This window comes from Massilia sp. PAMC28688, assembly GCF_019443445.1.
Lineage (GTDB): Bacteria > Pseudomonadota > Gammaproteobacteria > Burkholderiales > Burkholderiaceae_D > Telluria_A.
Genome location: NZ_CP080378.1, coordinates 1,985,971 through 2,003,176, shown reverse-complemented (window position 1 = coordinate 2,003,176; position 17,206 = coordinate 1,985,971). Strand labels below are relative to the sequence as shown.

Here is a 17,206-nt window from a genome sequence, read left to right as displayed (position 1 = left end):
CACTATGTCCCAAACCAACGCCGTCACCTTCCACCCGCCAGCGGCCGCCATCACCCTGCCTGACGCTGCCACCTGGCCGCTGGCCGACGTGCTGGCGCTGTTCGAGCTGCCGTTCAATGACCTGATGTTCCGCGCCCAGACTGTGCACCGCGCGAACTTCCCGGCCGGCGACGTGGAACTGGCGACGCTGCTGTCGATCAAGACCGGCGGCTGCGAAGAAGACTGCGGCTACTGCCCGCAGGCGGCGCGCTACGACACCGGCGTGGAAGCGAAGAAGATCCTCGGCATCGACACGGTGCTGGACGCGGCGCGCCAGGCCAAGGCCAACGGCGCCACGCGCTTTTGCATGGGCGCGGCCTGGCGCAGCCCCAAGGACCGCGACATGGACAAGGTCGAAGAGATGGTGCGCGAAGTCAAAGCGCTGGGCATGGAAACCTGCGCCACGCTCGGCATGCTGGAAGAAGGCCAGGCCGACCGCCTGAAAAACGCGGGCCTGGACTACTACAATCACAACCTGGATACGGCGCCAGAGTTCTACAGCAACGTGATCTCCACCCGCGAATACCAGGACCGCCTCGATACCCTCGGCCGCGTGCGCAATGCGGGTCTGAAGGTTTGCTGCGGCGGTATTGTGGGCATGGGCGAATCGCGCCTGCAGCGCGCCGGCCTGATCGCGCAGCTGGCCAACCTGAACCCGTACCCGGAATCGGTACCGGTCAATCATCTGGTGCAGGTCGAGGGCACGCCGCTGCACGGCATGGATCCGCTGGATCCGCTGGAATTCGTGCGCACCATCGCCGTGGCCCGCATCACCATGCCGCAGGCGCGCGTGCGCCTGTCGGCAGGCCGCCGCCAGATGGGCGAAGCGGTGCAGGCCATGTGCTTCCTGGCCGGCGCCAATTCGATTTTCTATGGCGACAAGCTGCTCACGACCGACAATCCGGAAGCCGAAGATGACCGCACCCTGCTAGGCAAGCTCGGGCTTGTCACCCGTGCGGCCACGCTGGACTCGGCCCCCAAAGCCAAGTGCGGCGGCTGATTTTCACCTTCCCATAAAACAGATAACGGACCCGATTTATGTTCACCAAAATCCTCATTGCCAACCGCGGCGAAATCGCCTGCCGTGTGGCCGCTACCGCGCGCCGCATGGGCATCAAGACTGTTGCCGTGTACTCGGAGGCAGACGCGAACGCGAAACACGTTGCGGTGTGCGATGAGGCTGTACTGATCGGACCTGCAGCAGCCAAGGAAAGCTATCTGTGCGGCGACAAGATCATCGCCGTGGCGCTGGCAACCGGCGCCCAGGCGGTCCATCCGGGCTACGGCTTTTTGTCCGAGAATGCCGATTTTGCCGACGCCTGCGTGGACGCGGGACTGGTCTTCATTGGCCCGCCGGCGTCCGCCATGCGCGCCATGGGTTCCAAGTCTGCCGCCAAGTCGCTGATGGAAAAGGCCAACGTGCCGCTGGTTCCAGGCTACCACGGCGACAATCAGGATCCAGACTTCCTGCACGATCAGGGTGACCGCATCGGCTACCCGGTACTGCTCAAGGCATCGGCCGGCGGCGGCGGCAAGGGCATGCGCGTGATCGAGCGCTCGGAAGACTTCAAGGCCGCCCTGGCGTCGTGCAAGCGCGAAGCCATCAGCTCCTTTGGCGACGACAAGGTGCTGGCCGAGAAGTACCTGCAGCGCCCGCGCCACATCGAGATCCAGGTGTTTGCCGATACGCGCGGCAACTGCGTCTACCTGCACGAGCGCGATTGCTCGGTGCAGCGGCGCCACCAGAAAGTGCTGGAAGAAGCGCCAGCGCCGGGCATGACGGCCGAGCGCCGCGCCGCCATGGGCGAAGCGGCAGTGGCCGCGGCGCGTGCGGTCGGTTACGTGGGCGCGGGAACGGTGGAATTTATCGCCAACCAGGACGGCTCGTTTTACTTCATGGAGATGAACACGCGCCTGCAGGTGGAGCATCCGGTGACTGAAATGATCACCGGGACCGATCTGGTGGAGTGGCAGCTGCGCGTGGCGGCCGGCCAGCCGCTGCCCAAGGCGCAGTCGGAACTGGCCATCCATGGCCACGCGATCGAGGCGCGCGTGTACGCGGAAAATCCGGAAAAGGGCTTCCTGCCGTCGATCGGCACGCTGCGCCACATGGGCACTCCGGCCGGCGTGAGTTTTGAGCTGGGCGGCACGCCTGGCGGCGCTCCCGCCGCCGTGCGGATCGACTCCGGCGTGCGCGAAGGCGACGCCATCTCGCCATTCTACGACCCCATGATTGCCAAGCTGATTGTATGGGGCGCGGACCGCAACCAGGCACTGGCACGCATGTCGCAGGCCCTGTCGGAATTCCAGCTGGTGGGCCTGGCCAGCAACATCGCTTTCCTCAAGCGCCTGGTGGAAGGCGCCGCCTTTTCTTCCGCCGACCTCGACACCGGTCTCATTGAACGCAACAGCGACACCCTGTTCCCGCCTGCCAAGGCGGCCCCGGTGGGCGCGCTGGCGCTGGCCGCGGTATCGCTGATTGAAGCGGAGAAGGGCGTTTCCGCCGGCCAGTCGGCCAACCCGGCCGACCCGTGGGGCAATGCCCTCGGCTGGCGCCTGAACAGCGCATACCAGCGCCAGCTCTCGTTTACCGATGAATACACGTCGCTGCGTGAAGAGAAGAGCTACACGGTCGGCATGACTTATCACGCACATGGCTGGGACCTGTCGGTGGGCGGCATCGATGTGCCGTTGTCGGTGACGTCGCGCGACGGTTCGGAACTGTCGATCAAGCTGGGCGCCACGTCCATGCACGGCACCGTGCGCCGCGATGAAGATGTGTTCCATGTATTCACCGGTGGCCGCCATTTTGCGCTGACCTACAACGACCCGATGGCCCACGCGGGCGAAGCGGAGGCCGCCGGCGGGCGCCTCACCGCCCCCATGCCGGGCAAGGTGGTGGCGGTCCTGGCCAGCAAGGGCCAGGAAGTGAAGAAGGGCGAACCGCTGGTCATCATGGAAGCGATGAAGATGGAGCACACCATTGCCGCTCCAACGGACGGCCTGGTGGAAGAAGTCCTGTACCAGGTAGGCGACCAGGTCACCGACGGCGCGCCGCTGCTCGCCTTCAAGGCAGCCTGACAGCCATGCGCATCCTCCTGCATCGCGGCGACGGCGTGACGCAGCCCTGGATCGCGGGTTTCGCAAAGGCGCTGCCGCAGGCGCAGGTGGTGGTGTGGCGCGAAGGCGCCGACACTGCGCCCTGTGATTATGCCGTCTTGTTCGCGCCACCCGCGGCCATGGTGCCCGAGCTGCAATCGGTCAAGGCGATTTTCCTGACCGGCGCCGGGGCCGACGCCATTCTGAAGGTGGCCGATCAGCTACCGCCGGTGCCCATCGTGCGCCTGGGTGACGCCGGTATGGCCAGCCAGATGGCGGAATACGCCGTCTACGCGGTGCTGCGCTACTTTCGCCGCTTCGACGAATACGAAGCGCAGGCCCGCGCGCGCGTCTGGAAGCAGCTGCCGCAATATGAGCGCGAGGACTTTACCGTCGGTGTACTGGGAACCGGCGTGCTGGGCAAGCGCGTGCTCGATGCACTGGCGCCGTTTGGCTTCCCGCTGCGCGGCTGGAGCCGCACGCCCAAGCACATCGATGGCGTGCAGTGCTTTGCGGGGGCTGACCAGCTGGCAGACTTCCTGCGGGGGACGCGCGTGCTGGTTTGCATGCTGCCACTGACCCCGGATACGGCCAGCCTGCTGAACCTGGAACGCCTGTCGCTGCTGGCGCCCGGCGCCTACGTGGTCAACGTGGCGCGCGGCGGCCATGTGGTTGACGAGGACCTGCTGGCGCAGGTCCAGTCAGGACATATCGCCGGCGCCATGCTCGATGTATTCGGCACCGAGCCGCTGCCGGCCTCGCATCCATTCTGGCACGACGCCCGCATTGCCATCACCCCGCACGCCGCGGCACTGACCCTGCCAGGCCCCAGCGCGGTGCAGATTGCCCACAAAATCCAGGCACTCGAACGCGGCGACACGATTGACGATGTAGTCGACGTGCAGCGCGGCTACTGAGAGCAGCATTGATCAAGCAGCACAGACATTCTTACCGGAGCAGCCCATGACCCCATCCCCGTCCCTGCCGCAAAAAGTCAAAATCGTTGAAGTCGGTCCGCGCGACGGCCTGCAGAACGAAAAGGAATCCGTGTCGGCCGCGGTCAAGATCGAGCTGGTGGACCGCCTGTCGCAGGCTGGTTTTGCGAACGTGGAAGCAGCTTCCTTCGTGTCCCCCAAGTGGGTGCCGCAGATGGCCACCAGTGCTGAAGTCATGGCCGGCATCACGCGCCGCGCGGGTACGGTCTACTCGGCCCTCACGCCCAACATGCAGGGCTTTGAAGCGGCGCTGGCGGCGCGCGCCGACGAAGTGGTGATTTTTGGCTCGGCATCGGAAGCGTTCTCGCAAAAGAACATCAACTGTTCCATTGCGGAGTCGATTGCCCGCTTTGAAGGCGTGGCCAGGGCGGCCAAGGCAAACGGCTTGCGCCTGCGCGGCAGCATCAGCTGCGCCTTCGGCTGCCCGTACCAGGGCGAGGTACCGCTCGATGCAGTGGCCGACGTGGTGGGCCGCATGCGCGACCTGGGCTGCGACGAAATCGACATTGCCGACACCATCGGCGTGGCCACGGCGCGCAAGACGCAGGCGGTGATGCTGCGCGCGGCCGAAGCGTTTCACCTGGACCGCATTTCCGGCCACTTCCACGACACCTACGGCCAGGCCCTTGCGAACATCTACGCCAGCCTGGAAGTGGGCGTGTCGATTTTCCACTCTTCGCTGGCCGGCCTGGGGGGCTGCCCGTATGCCAGGGGCGCGACGGGCAACGTGGCAACCGAAGATGTGCTGTACCTGATGCAGGGCCTGGGCATCGAGACCGGCGTGGACCTGGACCTGGTGGTGGACGCGGGCCAGTTCATCTCGCAGCACCTGGGCCGCAAGGGCGCCAGCCGCGCCGGCAATGCACTGGCCGCCAGGCGCCAGGCCACGCCAGCCTGAATCTGTCATGCGACCGGGCGGCGCATGGCCAGCATCATGCCCCCCAGCGCTGCCAGGATCAGACCATACATCGCCGGTTCACTGACCGGCAGCTGCGGCTCCAGCGGTTCGAGCGCCGGGGGCAAGGTGTGCTTGAGCACGCTGAAGTCGTCGAACGACATGTGCTGGTGCAGGCTGTTAAAGGCATGCACCTGCAGCAGCGTCGCATTGGCACTGGCAGCCAGGCCGGAAAACGCGTATTGCTGCATGGGGCCGTTGGGCGTGCCGCGGCTGGTCACCAGGGCGCCGTCCCAGAATACCGAAAATCTGCTCTCGCCAGTAAAGCTGCGCACCCAGAACGTGAGGTCGTACAGTTCGCCCGCCGTGGTTGACAACAGCTGGCCCACGTACGCGCCCTCATTGAGCCGGTTCAGGCAAGCGTCGTAATTGCAATATGTCAGGCGCGCAGCACCCGGGTCGGTATGGGCCCACAAGGGAGCAGGGCCGAGTGCGAAATGCAGCGATTTCCAGTACTTTGAGCCTTGTTCAAAACCGGGATCTTGCACGATATTGCCGGCAGTGGCGGCAGCGGTGCTCCAGGCCAGCACGGAACAGGCCAGCAGACGGGCGATGGGGTACATGTTTTTCTCACTGTGACGGCGACAGGAGCCATCCTATTTCCAAACGGAAATGCGAACATTTGCCCAGATCAAACGCGGGCGTTGAGAGCAACAAGAGACAGGGGAAATTCAGGGGAAGAAGGGATATGACAGGCTGACGATGCGTCGTTTGTCAGCCTACATAAGAAATACTGGTCGGAGTACAAGGATTCGAACCTTGGACCCCCTGGTCCCAAACCAGGTGCGCTACCGGACTGCGCCACACTCCGAGGACCAGAATCATAACGGCTGGCGCCACCCCGGTCAAGGCTTGCCACGATTATTTCTCCAGCCTGCCGGCCTTGCCACACCAGGCAGGGCGCGGGACTTGTCCAGCGGGGCGACAAGGCATGGCAAAACCGCCCATCATGTTGTTTTCATAGCACATTGAAATCGGCACCAGGAGGGCCATGCACATGTTTTACGATAGCGGAGACAACATCATGCGCGTCATTATCGTGGGCTTTTTTGCCTACGTCGGACTGGTCATCCTGCTGCGCATGAGCGGCAACCGCACGCTGTCAAAAATGAATTCGTTCGACCTGATCGTGACCGTGGCGTTCGGTTCCACCCTGGCCACCATTCTGCTCAACAAGGACGTCAGCCTGGCCGTCGGCATGGCCGCCCTGGCCCTGCTGGTTGTCTTGCAGCTGATCATTACCTGGTGCTCGGTCCGCTCGTCCGTGATCAGCGATATGGTCAAGACCGCCCCCACCGTCCTGCTCATCGACGGCAAACTCTGCCATGAGGACATGAAGCGCACGCGCGTGACCGCCGAGGAGGTGCTGGCCGCGGTGCGCAAGCATGGTTATGGATCACTGGAGCCGATCGATGCGGTTATTCTCGAAAGCGACGGCAGCCTGTCGGTTGTCCCCGTCACGCAGGCCGGCGACCGCGCTGCCTATGCCAAGCTGGCCCGGCTGCCGCACGACGCTGCCTGACTTACGCGTCTACAGCGGGTTCGCCCCAGTAATCGGCGTGGCGGCGCCGCAGCAGTTCCAGGTCCGGTCCAAAGTCGGTAGCAGCCTCGGCACGTGCCAGCGCCAGGGTCGCGTGGCGCCTTGCGACGGCGCGCATGGCGGGATCGCCGCTGCGCCCCAGTTCGCCCAGTACGCGCTGCAGCCGCATGGCCACTTCCACGATGGCTGCGCCATCGCGGGCAATGGCAGGAAAGACATCGTCGAACATTTCACTGACCGACAGCATCGGCACATCCACCCGGTCGAACTCGGGCCTCTTGGCTTCGGCCGGCTCGGCCCAGGTGGCAAACAGGCGGTGCACGGAACCGAGGATGCCGATCGCGGTGCCGGCGTCGTTCATGGCAGGCGAGAGGGCGCGGCAGGCAATTTCGGCCTGGACCACCAGCCCGAAGCGGGGATCATCATCGAACTGCCGAACCGGTCCGATCACGAAGGCCTTGCGCAGCAGTGCCGGCTCCACCGGGCCGCTCTGGCCGGAATCGGGCAGGACAAAGCCGAGGGGACGGGAAGCGACGATCATGGCGCCGGGCAGGGCGGCCACGATGATCCGGACCTTGCTCTCTTCGGCAATGCACTGCAGCGCTACCATGTCGATGCGCTGCAAATAGCCATGGTCGTCGGCGTGAAAGGCCAGGCCTGCCGCCGGACCGCTGGTGGCCATGCCGCCCAGGCAAGGCACGGCCTTGCGCCGCTTGATGGCCTTGGCCGTGGCCTGTTCAACCTTGGCCATGACGGCCCCCAGCCGGCCCAGCCGGGCAATGCTGTCCACCCAGCGCACGAACACCACGATGACGCATGCCAGCGTCAGCAGCGTCAGGCTGAACAGGGTGAAGCGCCCAGCCTTGCCAAAGTAATCGTTCATTGTCGCGCCCAAGCCCACAATGGCGAAAATGAAGGCGCCAACGAAGATGGACAGGGCGTTTTGCGACACGTCGTCCGATACCACCAGCGGAAAGGCCCGGGCGGTGGCAGATTGCCCGGTGGATGCATAAGCGGACACCATCGATGCCACGGCAAAGGTGGCCACGCCCAGCATGCTGGCCGCAATGATCTTGAGCAGGTCGACAATCGATCCCTGGGCGATCTCCGGCACTTTCCAGTCAATGGAAATATTGTCGGCCACGTGGGCCAGCATCACGCTGGCCACCGACAGGATGCAGGCAATCAGGGGTTTGACCCACAAGCGCTCGCGCAGGCGCCTGAGCAGGAATTGGATTTTTGTTGAAATCATCGTGGCGCGGGTCAACCGGGCCACGCTGCCCGGTGGCGGCGTGGCAAGGATCGGACAGTTGTCAATGGCACCAGCGTAGAGCAGTCGTGCGTCGCGGTCGGTTCGCTAAAGAACATTGACGCCGAGAAAACGCGCTGATCGTGGAAGAGGATCAGCCAGCATCGCCCTTGATCTGCAGCGCCCGCTCGTACAGCGCATTTTTCTTGCGCCCGGTGATCTGCGCCGCCAGGCTGGCCGCCTGCTTGACCGAACACTCGGCCAGCAGGATGGCGAGGATGCGCTCGGCTTCGGCGTCACCGGCGTCGCCGGTGGCCGGTGCGCCCTCCACCAGCACCACGAATTCCCCTTTTTCGCGATGCGCGTCGGCCTGCACCCAGGCCATGGCCTGGCCCAGCGGGCAGCGGTGGATTTCCTCGAACAGCTTGGTCAGCTCGCGCGCAAACACCACCTGGCGCGCGGGCGGAAAGACGGCGGCCAGCGCCGCCACGCAATCGACAATGCGGTGCGGCGCTTCATACAAGACCAGCGTGGCGCTCGTGCCCAGCAGCGCCAGCAAGGCCGCTTCGCGCTGCTTGGCTTTGGCCGGGAGAAAGCCGACGAAATGGAACTGGTCGTTGACCAGCCCGCTGGCAGAGATGGCGGCGATGGCGGCCGACGCGCCCGGCAGGGGCACCACGCGCAGGCCGGCCGCGCGCACCGCGTCGACAATACGCGCGCCCGGGTCCGATACGCCCGGCGTGCCGGCGTCCGACACCAGCGCAATGCGCTCGCCGGCCTGCAGGCGATGGATGATCTTGTCGGCCACTTCGCGCTCGTTGTGCTGATGGGCCGCGATCATGGGGCGCGACAGGCCAAAGCGCGACAGCAGGTGGCCGGTATTGCGGGTGTCCTCGCAGGCCACGGCATCGACCATGCCCAGCACGTGCAGTGCGCGCACACTGATATCGGCCACGTTGCCGATCGGAGTGGCCACGATATACAGGGTTGCGGTAGGATAGGACTGCTGTGCTGCCTCGCTCAACACGGGGAGTTGCGCGATCGTACTGGACTGTTGTTCTGTCATGGGGAATGGTGATGCTGTTAAAAATTCTGAACGGCGCGCTGCTAGGCGCAATCATGGTGCTCACGAGTGGCTGCAGCACGCCCTGCGACGCGCCGGGCCGATTGTGCGCGCCAATCGAGGCAAACACAAGTGCGCCGGCTGCGCGCACCAGTCCCATGCCGCTCACCACGCCCGTGGCGCCGGCCGTGCCCCAGGCATCGGTGCAGACCATGCCGGTCGAGATGCCCACCAGCGCCGCGCCCCCGGCCGACAGTGCCGCCGTGCCGATCCGGATCGCCCTGATCCTGCCCTTGCGTTCGGAAGCCCTGGGCGCGCCGGCCGACGCCGTGCGCGCCGGTTTCATGGCCGCGTATGAACGCGACAGGGCCGGTTTCATCGTCAACCTGATTGAAACGTCCGACAGTTCCGACGAAGCACTGGACGCCTACATGGCCGCGCGGCGCGATAACGACATCATTGTCGGCCCCCTGGCGCGCCCGGCCGTCACGGCGGTGGCAGTCAGCGGCACGGTCACCAAGCCCACCATTGCGCTGAACCACCCGGACGGGCGCAGCGAGGATAATCCCATCCCGCCTTCCATGCTCATCATTGGCCTGTCGATCGAGGACGAGGCCCGCCAGGTGGCCAACTGGGCCGCGGCGGAACAGCCGGGCGCGAGCGCCCTGATCATTTCCGGCACCAATGCCTGGCAGCGCCGCATTGCCAGCGCCTTTGCCCAGCAGTGGAAGCAGCTGGGCAATACGGCGCAGCTGGTGGAAGTGCCCGGCAACAATGGCTACGTGGGCGACGATGCAGTCAACCAGCTCAAGCAGAGGATCGATACCGACGCGCCGGGCCTGCTGTTCGCGGCTCTCGATGCCGACCAGCTGCGCCAGGTGCGCACCAATATCGGCAATGCGGTGCCGCTTTACGGCACCTCGTCCATCAACCCGGGGCGCGAATCGGGCGACGCGATGCTGGAACTGGAAGGCATGCGCCTGCTCGACCTTCCATGGCACGTCAGTGCCGACAATACTGCCGTGATGCAGTATCCACGGCCTGTCACCCGCCATTCGCTGGACATGGGGCGCCTGTACGCGCTCGGCATCGATGCCTACCGCGTGGCGCGTGAAGTGGCGCTGCGGCCCAATACCAACTTCCAGCTCGACGGCGTCACCGGGCAGCTGACGGTCAGCTTCGGTCCGGGCGGGGCCCGCTTCGAGCGCGTGGAGCCGGCCGTGATCTACCAGGCCGGCAGCTACAAGCCGGCCGCCACCAGGCGCTGACATGTGGCCGCTGCGGCTCAGTCCTAAGCAGCGGCAGGGGCAGGCTGGCGAGCAGCGCGCCCTGGCTTATCTGCGCGGGCGCGGCCTGGAGCATGTGGAAAGCAATTTTAGCTGTGCCTGCGGCGAAATCGACCTGGTCATGCGCGATGGCAAGCAGCTCGTGTTCGTCGAAGTGCGCCAGCGGGCCGCCAGCTCCTACGGCGGGGCGATGGCCAGTATCAGCCCGGCCAAGATCAGACGCGTGGTGCGGGCTGCGCACACCTACCTGCAGCGCTTTCCCAGGGTGCCGCCGTGCAGGATTGACGTGGTCGCCATCGATGGCGAGCAGCTGGAGTGGCTGGTCGATGCAGTGCAGGCCGATGCCTGAATCTGCAGCACGGATAACGCAAAGAACCGCACATGCGGAAAGTTGTAAATTTTTCGATCTTGCCGTTTTTATTCCGAATTCACTTGACCTTGCCTACCCAATGACAGATTCTGGCATGCGCCTCGCTGCCTGAATTCACACTTCGATCAAGGGAAAAACTCATGAAGACTGCTCCGCACCCGCGCCTCGCCATTGGTTTGCTCACCCTGGCCGTCAGTGCCGCCGCCGGCGCGGCGCACTCACCCGGTGCGCCATTTTCCCTGAGCCGCAATGCCCAGGGCGTGGCGCTGATCAAGGCCCCAACGCTGGCGGGCGCGGCAGCAGGCCTGGGCTACGCTTACGCGCAAGACAATTTCTGCCTGCTGCAGGACTACCTGATGACCGTCAACGGTGAGCGCTCGCGCTACCTGGGCCCGGACGGGATGGTGCTTACCCAGACCGAGCGCGCCAGCACGACCAACCTGGCCAGCGACATTTTTTACCGCTTTTACGTCGATGGCCAGCGCGCCAGCGCCCTCTACGCCAACGCCGACGAGGGCACGCGCCAGCTCGTGAGCGGCTATGTCAGCGGCGTCAACCGCTACCTCAGCCAGACGCCGTCCGCCGCCATTGACCCGGCCTGCCGTGGCAAGGCTTGGGTGCGTCCGATCACGGCTGCCGACATGCACAAGATTTTTGTGGACAAGGCCATCCTGGCCAGCGGCGCCAACTTCATCGAGGCCATCGCCGGCGCCGCGCCGCCTGCCGCCACCCAGCAGGCCAGCAGCGCGGTCGACCTCGACACGCTGCTGCAGGCCACCCGGCCGCAGCTGCCGCTGGCATCCAATGCCTGGGCCTTTGGCCGCGATACGGTGGCCGGGGGCGGCAGCCTGTTGCTGGGCAATCCCCACTTCCCCTGGACCGGCAGCAACCGCTTCTACCAGGCCCAGATGACGGTGCCTGGCATGCTGGACGTGACCGGCGCCGCGCTCGGCGGGGTGCCGATCATCCAGATCGGCTACAACCGCACGCTCAGCTGGACGCACACGGTCTCCACCGGCCGCCGCTTTACTTTCTTTGAACTGGCGCTCAAGCCCGGCAATCCACTGGTGTACGTGGTTGACGGCATGGAAAAGCCGATGGAAGCGGTCGATATCAATGTGCCGGTGCTGGTCAACGGCGCCCTGTCCAACGTGTCGCGGCGCCTGTACCGTACCCAGTTTGGCCCCGTCATCACGATTCCGCGCGCCGGTCTGGGCTGGACCCAGACACGCGCCTATGCCTTTGCCGACATTAACGCCAGCAATAATCGGGTCGTGAAAACATGGCTGGATCTGGTGCGTGCAAAGAACGTGCGCCAGGCCCGGGCCGCCATGGAGCGCAACATGGGCATTCCCTGGGTGAACACGGTGGCGGCGGACGCCACCGGCGAAGTGCTGTACGCCGACCTGACCGCCATGCCCAATGTGGACCATGCCGATATCGTGCGCTGCGCCCCAAGCCCGCAGGCCGCGGCCCTGCTGCGCGCTGCCGACCTGCTGGTGCTGCGCGGCACCACCAGCGACTGCGCCTGGAAGAACGACAGCAGTTCCCCGGCTCCCGGGCTGGTGCCGCCATCGCGCCTGCCGGTGGCCATCCGTACCGACTTTGTGGCCAATTCCAACGACAGCTACTGGCTGACCAATCCTGCCATCACCTGGGATAACATCAGCCCCATGGCCGGCCCCGTGGCCGTGCCGCAGCGGCTGCGCACGCGGGCCGGCCTCACGCTCATCGCACGCCGCCTGAACGGCACGGACGGGCTGCCCGGCAGGCAGTTCACGCCGCGCCACCTGGAACGGCTGTTCTTCAATAGTGATAATTACGCCGCTGCGATGGTCCTCGACGACTTGCTGACCCTGGCGGGCAACCATCCTGCCGTGACCCTGCCCGACGGCACCACCGTACAGCTCGCAAGTGCCTGGCATACGCTTGCCGCCTGGGACCGCCGCAGTGCCGTCCACTCGCGCGGTGCCCATCTGTTCCGGGAATTCTGGCGCACGGCGCGCGCCATTCCCAACCTGCACCGCACCGCCTTTGATCCGCAGGACCCCGTCAATACGCCGGCGGGCCTGATGACCGGTGACGCTGCCGTGCGCACGGCGCTGCTGCAGGCGCTGGGCGGCGCGGTCAGGATGTTCGACGCGGCCGGGATCGCCCCGGGCGCGCCGCTCGGCACGGTGCAATACCTGACCGTGCGCGGCAAAAAGATTGCCGTGCCCGGCGGCGAGGAATTTGAAGGCGTGCTCAACAAAGTGGAGTCGCGTCCCTTTGCCGATGGCCAGTACCAGCCCTTCTTTGGTACCAGCTACCTGCAGATCGTGGCGCTGAAAAACAAGAAGCTGAACGCGCGCGGCATCCTGACCTATTCACAAAGCACCGATCCCCGTTCGCCGTATTATTTCGACCAGCTGCCGGCGTTTTCGCGGGGCCAGCTGTACGATTTGCCAGAGCCGGACCGGACCAGCAGGCGCCCCGATATGTAAGCAAATTTCAGGCCGCTTGCAAGGGGGCGCGGGCATTGGACTATAATCGGCGTATGAATAATCAACGCATCCTCGCCCACTTCCAGGAAAGCGCCGAACTGAAGCTCCAGTGCGCCGCTTCCCTGGCTCAGCCGATTGCCCAGGCCATTGAACTGATGTTCAGCGCCCTGTCCAACGGCAACAAGATTCTCGCTTGCGGCAATGGCGGCTCGGCCGCCGATTGCCAGCACTTCGCTGCCGAACTGGTTGGCCGTTTCGAGCGCGAGCGCTTTCCCCTGCCCGCCATGGCGCTCACGACCGATACCTCGATCATGACGGCTGTGGGCAACGATTACAGCTACAAGGAGATTTTCTCCAAGCAGGTCCAGGCCTTTGGCCAGGCCGGCGACGTGCTGCTGGCCATTTCCACGTCAGGCAATTCGGCCAACGTGGTGGCCGCCGTCGAAGCCGCACTCGAGCGTGAAATGCGCATCGTGCTGCTGACCGGCAAAGACGGCGGCGCGCTGGCCAAGCTGCTGACCGACGCTGATGTCAATATTTGCGTGCCTAACGGCCGCACCGCCCGGATCCAGGAAGTACACCTGGTCACCATTCATGCAATATGCGACGGCATCGACGTTGCCCTGTTCGGAGGAGATGCCAATGAATAAGCCATTCCCATCACTGATGCGCCCGCTGGCGAAAGCCATCCTGTGTACCGCCCTGCTGGGCAGCCTGCAAGGCTGCGTCGGCCTGGTGGTCGGTGGCGCTGTCGCCAGCGCCGCTGCCGTCGCCGACCGCCGCACCCTGGGTGCGCAGGCCGACGACAAGGCCATTGCCCTCAAGGCCGACTCGCGCATCAAGGACATGGGTCTGAAGGACGTGCATGTCAACGTCAATTCGTTCAACCGCAAGGTACTGCTGACCGGCGAAATCACCGATCAGGCCACCAAGTCCGCGGTGGAAAAGGAAGTGCGTGCCATTGACGGCGTGATGTCGGTGACCAACGAGCTGGAAGTGGCAGGCCCGGCCAGCTACACGTCGCGCACCAACGACACGCTCATCACCACCAAGGTCAAGGCCAGCCTGGTGGACATGAAAACCATCTCCGCCACCTCGTTCAAGGTCATTACCGAGCGCGGCGTGGTGTACCTGATGGGCCGCGTGACGGAGCGCGAAGGCCAGGTGGCCGGCGACGTGGCGCGCAGCGTATCGGGAGTGGCCAAGGTGGTCAAGGTGCTGGAGTACATCACCGAAGACGAAATGCGGGCGCTCTCGCCCATCAAGCCAGCTGTTCAACTGTAAGACTTCCATCATGGCCCAGGAAAACGCGGCGCGTGCGCGCTGGATGAAACCGCTGATCATTGGGATGGTCGTGGCGGCGCTCGCCATTGGCGGCTACGTCACCATGCGCGAAACGCCACTGGCCGCGGCGCCGGCGGTCACCTTTGTCACCATCAAGGGCGAGAAAATTCCCTCGCAAAGCTTGCGCGGCAAGGTCGTGATGGTCAATTTCTGGGCCACGTCCTGCGTGTCCTGCGTGCGCGAAATGCCGCAGATGGTCGAAACCTACAACAAATTCAACAGCCAGGGCCTCGAATTTGTCGCCGTGGCCATGAATTACGACCGTCCCGACCATGTGATTAACTTTGCCGAAAAGCACAAGCTGCCCTTCACGGTGGCCCTCGACAGTGGCGGCGACATTGCCAAGGCCTTCAATGACGTGACCATGACGCCCACCACCTTCGTGATCGACCGCGATGGCAACATCATCAAGCGTTACGTGGGCGAGCCGGATTTTGCGGCAGTGCACTTGCTACTGCAAGGCGCCCTGGCCCAAAAAGCTGCCGGCTAAGCACCTGCCCGCACCGACAGGTCAACCCCGCGCTGGCGCGTGCGGTTGACGATCGTCGTATCGGGCTTCACTGCCGTGTAAAGTCGTGAAGGCCCGTCTGTCGCGGCTGCCCTGTCCGTTCACCAGGGCCCACGGCAACAGCCGCCCACGCCTTCCAGCGCGCTGACGCCTCCCTTGGTGTGCCCAAGTCCTGTCCGCCTGCCCGCGCCCCTGCCGGCGCCAGCACGATCACGCCCATCGTTAGCCGCTTCAGCATTGCCGCAAACCAATTTACTCAACTGTGTACGCAGCTCGCCGCATATTGGATTCAACTATTTTCACTTATTTTGAAAATTTTAATGTTGTATTTGGGTATGCATCTGGGATAACCTCAGCCTGCGCGGCCGCGCCCAGCGCGGTTTCCCCGACCCATTTCCGAGGCTCGCAGTGTCCATCGACGTCAAACCGCTCGACCCGCAACAACTCAAAACCTGGCTCACTGCGGCCGGAAAGCGTGATGCAGCAGCCTTCCGGGCTTTGTATGATGCAACTTCACCGAAACTGTTTGGCTTTGCTTTGCGTATATTGCATAAGCACGAGCTTGCCGAAGAAGTCTTGCAGGAGAGCTTTGTGGCTATCTGGAACAATGCCGCCAACTATCAGGGCCATCTCGCCTCGCCGATGACCTGGATGGCGACCATTGTCCGGAACAAGGCCTTCGACCACTTGCGGCGCAGCGACGTCTCGGTTGAAATCGACGCGGAACAGTTTGACAGTGAAATCATGAATGCTCTACAGGATCCGCAAGCGACGCCCATCGAAGCGCTGCAGTTGAGTGGTGACGCCAAGGCCCTGGCCTGGTGCATGTCCACGCTCGAAGGCATGCACCGGCAAGTGGTGGCGATGGCGTTTTACCACGACCTGTCGCACAGCGAGGTTGCAGAGCAGATGAAGCTGCCGGTTGGCACCGTGAAAACGTGGATCAGGCGCAGCCTTGAAAAGTTGCGTACCTGCCTCGCGAAACGGGAGCAAGCATGAACATTCGCAACAACATCGTCCTGCGCCAGAAGCTCTCTGCCGAGTATGTCCTCGGTACACTCAAGGGTGGCGCGCGGCGCCGTTTTGAAGGCTGGATGCACCAGGATGCCGACTTGCGCAACACGGTGGCGCAGTGGCAGCAGCGGCTCGCGCCCATGGCCGAGTTTGCCGGTTCCGTCACGCCGCCCAAGTCGGTCTGGACCGGCATCGAAAGGCGCCTGAACCTGCGTCCGCAAAAAGCGGCGGGCTGGAAGTTCTGGCTTAATGAAAACCTGGCCTTCTGGCGCAGCCTGGGCATGGTGTCCACCGGCCTGGCCGCCATGCTCATGGTCGTGGTGCTGAGCGGGCGCAGCGTCGATACGCCGACCGTTTCCTACGTGGCCACCCTGACCGACGAGAAGGCGCAAAATGCGATGGTCGTCACGGCCGACGCGCGCAACCGCGCCCTGGATGTGCGCGTGCTCACCAGCGCTGCCGTGGCGGCCGACAAGAGCCTGCACCTGTGGGCGGTGCCCAAGTCCGGCAAGCCGCGCTCGCTGGGCGTGCTGGCCGATAACCGGGGACGCTTCAAGTTGCCGGAAAACGCCATCAGCAGCGATGTGATGCTGCTTGCCGTGACGCTGGAGCCGAAGGGCGGATCACCAGACCCGAACGGCCCGACCGGCCCCATCTTGTACAAGGGTAACTGGGTGCAGCTGTAAACCAAACCGGGCGAGGTGCTTCATGCCGATATCGGTGAACGATCCCGGCTGCTGGGGTCAGCCAGCAGAATCGGCATGCGGGTTGAGGATGGCTTATTTTGGATAAAGGATCATCTGCGTGCAGCGGAACAGGGCAATGGTCTTGCCATTTGCCTCGTTGGTGACGACCACATCCCATACATGGGTGGTCTTGCCAAGGTGGACCGCCGTGGCAACGCAGGCAATGGCACCGTCGCGAGCCGTACCAAGGTGATTGGACTTCAATTCAATGGTCGTGAAGCTGCTGGCTCCTTCGGGCAGATTGGCCACGCAGGCGTAGCCGGCAGCCGTGTCGGCCAGGGTGATGACCGTGCCGGCGTGCAAATAGCCGTTAGGCGCCAACAAATGCGGCTTGATCTCCAGGCGGGCGGCCACCTCACCGTTACCCACGCGGGTGATTTCCACGCCCAGGTAACCGGGCAGGCTGTGCGCGCCAAACTGGTTCATGGCTTCCGGAGTAAATTTTGCTTGCGTATTCATGCGGCTACCGCTCCAATCAGTCTGTCTTACATACGCGCCATCCGCGCAGTTTGCCT

17 protein-coding genes and 1 tRNA gene are annotated in these 17,206 nt (G+C 64.3%); 13 read left to right on the top strand and 5 right to left on the bottom strand.

Annotation, left to right across the window (positions count from 1 at the left end; genetic code table 11):
• Positions 1-4: 4 nt before the first annotated feature.
• Genes bioB through KY495_RS09025 form a run of 4 tightly spaced genes read left to right on the top strand, consistent with a single transcriptional unit; the run spans position 5 to position 5,031 of the window.
• On the top strand, positions 5-1,039 hold the full coding sequence (bioB, locus tag KY495_RS09040) for a biotin synthase BioB (protein ID WP_219883320.1): 1,035 nt from the start codon (positions 5-7) through the stop codon (positions 1,037-1,039).
• Positions 1,040-1,077: 38 nt separating this feature from the next.
• Positions 1,078-3,120 carry an acetyl/propionyl/methylcrotonyl-CoA carboxylase subunit alpha gene (locus KY495_RS09035; RefSeq protein ID WP_219883319.1) on the top strand — a complete coding sequence of 681 codons (2,043 nt, stop codon included), beginning with the start codon at positions 1,078-1,080 and terminating at the stop codon, positions 3,118-3,120.
• A 5-nt stretch (positions 3,121-3,125) separates the two neighbouring features.
• Positions 3,126-4,055: a glyoxylate/hydroxypyruvate reductase A gene (locus tag KY495_RS09030; protein ID WP_219883318.1), complete on the top strand. Its 930-nt coding sequence runs from the start codon at positions 3,126-3,128 to the stop codon at positions 4,053-4,055.
• A gap of 46 nt (positions 4,056-4,101) precedes the next feature.
• Positions 4,102-5,031 carry a hydroxymethylglutaryl-CoA lyase gene (locus tag KY495_RS09025; RefSeq protein ID WP_219883317.1) on the top strand — a complete coding sequence of 310 codons (930 nt, stop codon included), beginning with the start codon at positions 4,102-4,104 and terminating at the stop codon, positions 5,029-5,031.
• 5 nt (positions 5,032-5,036) lie between these two features.
• Here the strand turns inward: KY495_RS09025 and KY495_RS09020 are convergent, their stop codons facing one another.
• Positions 5,037-5,651, bottom strand: coding sequence for a hypothetical protein (locus KY495_RS09020; protein ID WP_219883316.1), 615 nt, complete (start codon positions 5,649-5,651; stop codon positions 5,037-5,039).
• Between the two features lie 171 nt (positions 5,652-5,822).
• A tRNA-Pro gene (locus KY495_RS09015) sits at positions 5,823-5,899 on the bottom strand.
• 213 nt (positions 5,900-6,112) lie between these two features.
• Here KY495_RS09015 and KY495_RS09010 point away from each other — a divergent pair.
• Entirely contained in the window at positions 6,113-6,610 is a 498-nt protein-coding gene (locus tag KY495_RS09010) for a DUF421 domain-containing protein (RefSeq protein WP_219883315.1), read from the top strand.
• Position 6,611: 1 nt separating this feature from the next.
• Here the strand turns inward: KY495_RS09010 and KY495_RS09005 are convergent, their stop codons facing one another.
• Positions 6,612-7,880 carry a DUF2254 domain-containing protein gene (locus KY495_RS09005; protein WP_219883314.1) on the bottom strand — a complete coding sequence of 423 codons (1,269 nt, stop codon included), beginning with the start codon at positions 7,878-7,880 and terminating at the stop codon, positions 6,612-6,614.
• Positions 7,881-8,031: 151 nt separating this feature from the next.
• Positions 8,032-8,943, bottom strand: a complete 912-nt coding sequence (gene rsmI / locus KY495_RS09000; protein ID WP_219883313.1) for a 16S rRNA (cytidine(1402)-2'-O)-methyltransferase — start codon at positions 8,941-8,943, stop codon at positions 8,032-8,034.
• A gap of 53 nt (positions 8,944-8,996) precedes the next feature.
• On the opposite strand from rsmI, the gene KY495_RS08995 reads away from it, so the two are divergent.
• The 8 genes from KY495_RS08995 (at position 8,997) to KY495_RS08960 (ending at position 16,631) form a co-directional block, all read left to right on the top strand.
• The gene (locus KY495_RS08995) at positions 8,997-10,208 is read left to right on the top strand and encodes a penicillin-binding protein activator (RefSeq protein ID WP_229518550.1); all 1,212 of its coding nucleotides are present in this window, start codon (positions 8,997-8,999) and stop codon (positions 10,206-10,208) included.
• 1 nt (position 10,209) lies between these two features.
• Positions 10,210-10,575, top strand: coding sequence for a YraN family protein (locus tag KY495_RS08990; protein ID WP_219883311.1), 366 nt, complete (start codon positions 10,210-10,212; stop codon positions 10,573-10,575).
• 161 nt (positions 10,576-10,736) lie between these two features.
• Complete coding sequence (locus tag KY495_RS08985; RefSeq protein ID WP_219883310.1) at positions 10,737-13,079, top strand: penicillin acylase family protein; 2,343 nt, start codon at positions 10,737-10,739, stop codon at positions 13,077-13,079.
• A gap of 53 nt (positions 13,080-13,132) precedes the next feature.
• Positions 13,133-13,729, top strand: coding sequence for a phosphoheptose isomerase (locus KY495_RS08980; RefSeq protein WP_219883309.1), 597 nt, complete (start codon positions 13,133-13,135; stop codon positions 13,727-13,729).
• A complete protein-coding gene (locus KY495_RS08975; RefSeq protein ID WP_219883308.1) occupies positions 13,722-14,363 on the top strand; it encodes a BON domain-containing protein in 642 nt (213 codons plus the stop codon). Before KY495_RS08980 ends, KY495_RS08975 begins: the two co-directional genes overlap by 8 nt.
• A 10-nt stretch (positions 14,364-14,373) precedes the next feature.
• The gene (locus KY495_RS08970; RefSeq protein ID WP_219883307.1) at positions 14,374-14,913 is read left to right on the top strand and encodes a peroxiredoxin; all 540 of its coding nucleotides are present in this window, start codon (positions 14,374-14,376) and stop codon (positions 14,911-14,913) included.
• Positions 14,914-15,339: 426 nt separating this feature from the next.
• Positions 15,340-15,930, top strand: coding sequence for an RNA polymerase sigma factor (locus tag KY495_RS08965; protein WP_219883306.1), 591 nt, complete (start codon positions 15,340-15,342; stop codon positions 15,928-15,930).
• The gene (locus KY495_RS08960; protein ID WP_219883305.1) at positions 15,927-16,631 is read left to right on the top strand and encodes an anti-sigma factor domain-containing protein; all 705 of its coding nucleotides are present in this window, start codon (positions 15,927-15,929) and stop codon (positions 16,629-16,631) included. The genes KY495_RS08965 and KY495_RS08960 overlap by 4 nt, the downstream gene beginning before the upstream one ends.
• Positions 16,632-16,724: 93 nt before the next feature.
• Here the strand turns inward: KY495_RS08960 and KY495_RS08955 are convergent, their stop codons facing one another.
• Entirely contained in the window at positions 16,725-17,150 is a 426-nt protein-coding gene (locus tag KY495_RS08955) for a PaaI family thioesterase (RefSeq protein ID WP_219883304.1), read from the bottom strand.
• Positions 17,151-17,206: the final 56 nt, after the last annotated feature.

Bases quoted from the DNA above. Each gene is read 5' to 3' on its own strand.
- bioB (WP_219883320.1), top strand. From the start codon at position 5: ATGTCCCAAACCAACGCCGTCACCTTCCACCCGCCAGCGGCCGCCATC.
- KY495_RS09035 (WP_219883319.1), top strand. From the start codon at position 1,078: ATGTTCACCAAAATCCTCATTGCCAACCGCGGCGAAATCGCCTGCCGT.
- KY495_RS09030 (WP_219883318.1), top strand. From the start codon at position 3,126: ATGCGCATCCTCCTGCATCGCGGCGACGGCGTGACGCAGCCCTGGATC.
- KY495_RS09025 (WP_219883317.1), top strand. From the start codon at position 4,102: ATGACCCCATCCCCGTCCCTGCCGCAAAAAGTCAAAATCGTTGAAGTC.
- KY495_RS09020 (WP_219883316.1), bottom strand. From the start codon at position 5,651: ATGTACCCCATCGCCCGTCTGCTGGCCTGTTCCGTGCTGGCCTGGAGC.
- KY495_RS09010 (WP_219883315.1), top strand. From the start codon at position 6,113: ATGCGCGTCATTATCGTGGGCTTTTTTGCCTACGTCGGACTGGTCATC.
- KY495_RS09005 (WP_219883314.1), bottom strand. From the start codon at position 7,880: ATGATTTCAACAAAAATCCAATTCCTGCTCAGGCGCCTGCGCGAGCGC.
- rsmI (WP_219883313.1), bottom strand. From the start codon at position 8,943: ATGACAGAACAACAGTCCAGTACGATCGCGCAACTCCCCGTGTTGAGC.
- KY495_RS08995 (WP_229518550.1), top strand. From the start codon at position 8,997: ATGGTGCTCACGAGTGGCTGCAGCACGCCCTGCGACGCGCCGGGCCGA.
- KY495_RS08990 (WP_219883311.1), top strand. From the start codon at position 10,210: ATGTGGCCGCTGCGGCTCAGTCCTAAGCAGCGGCAGGGGCAGGCTGGC.
- KY495_RS08985 (WP_219883310.1), top strand. From the start codon at position 10,737: ATGAAGACTGCTCCGCACCCGCGCCTCGCCATTGGTTTGCTCACCCTG.
- KY495_RS08980 (WP_219883309.1), top strand. From the start codon at position 13,133: ATGAATAATCAACGCATCCTCGCCCACTTCCAGGAAAGCGCCGAACTG.
- KY495_RS08975 (WP_219883308.1), top strand. From the start codon at position 13,722: ATGAATAAGCCATTCCCATCACTGATGCGCCCGCTGGCGAAAGCCATC.
- KY495_RS08970 (WP_219883307.1), top strand. From the start codon at position 14,374: ATGGCCCAGGAAAACGCGGCGCGTGCGCGCTGGATGAAACCGCTGATC.
- KY495_RS08960 (WP_219883305.1), top strand. From the start codon at position 15,927: ATGAACATTCGCAACAACATCGTCCTGCGCCAGAAGCTCTCTGCCGAG.
- KY495_RS08955 (WP_219883304.1), bottom strand. From the start codon at position 17,150: ATGAATACGCAAGCAAAATTTACTCCGGAAGCCATGAACCAGTTTGGC.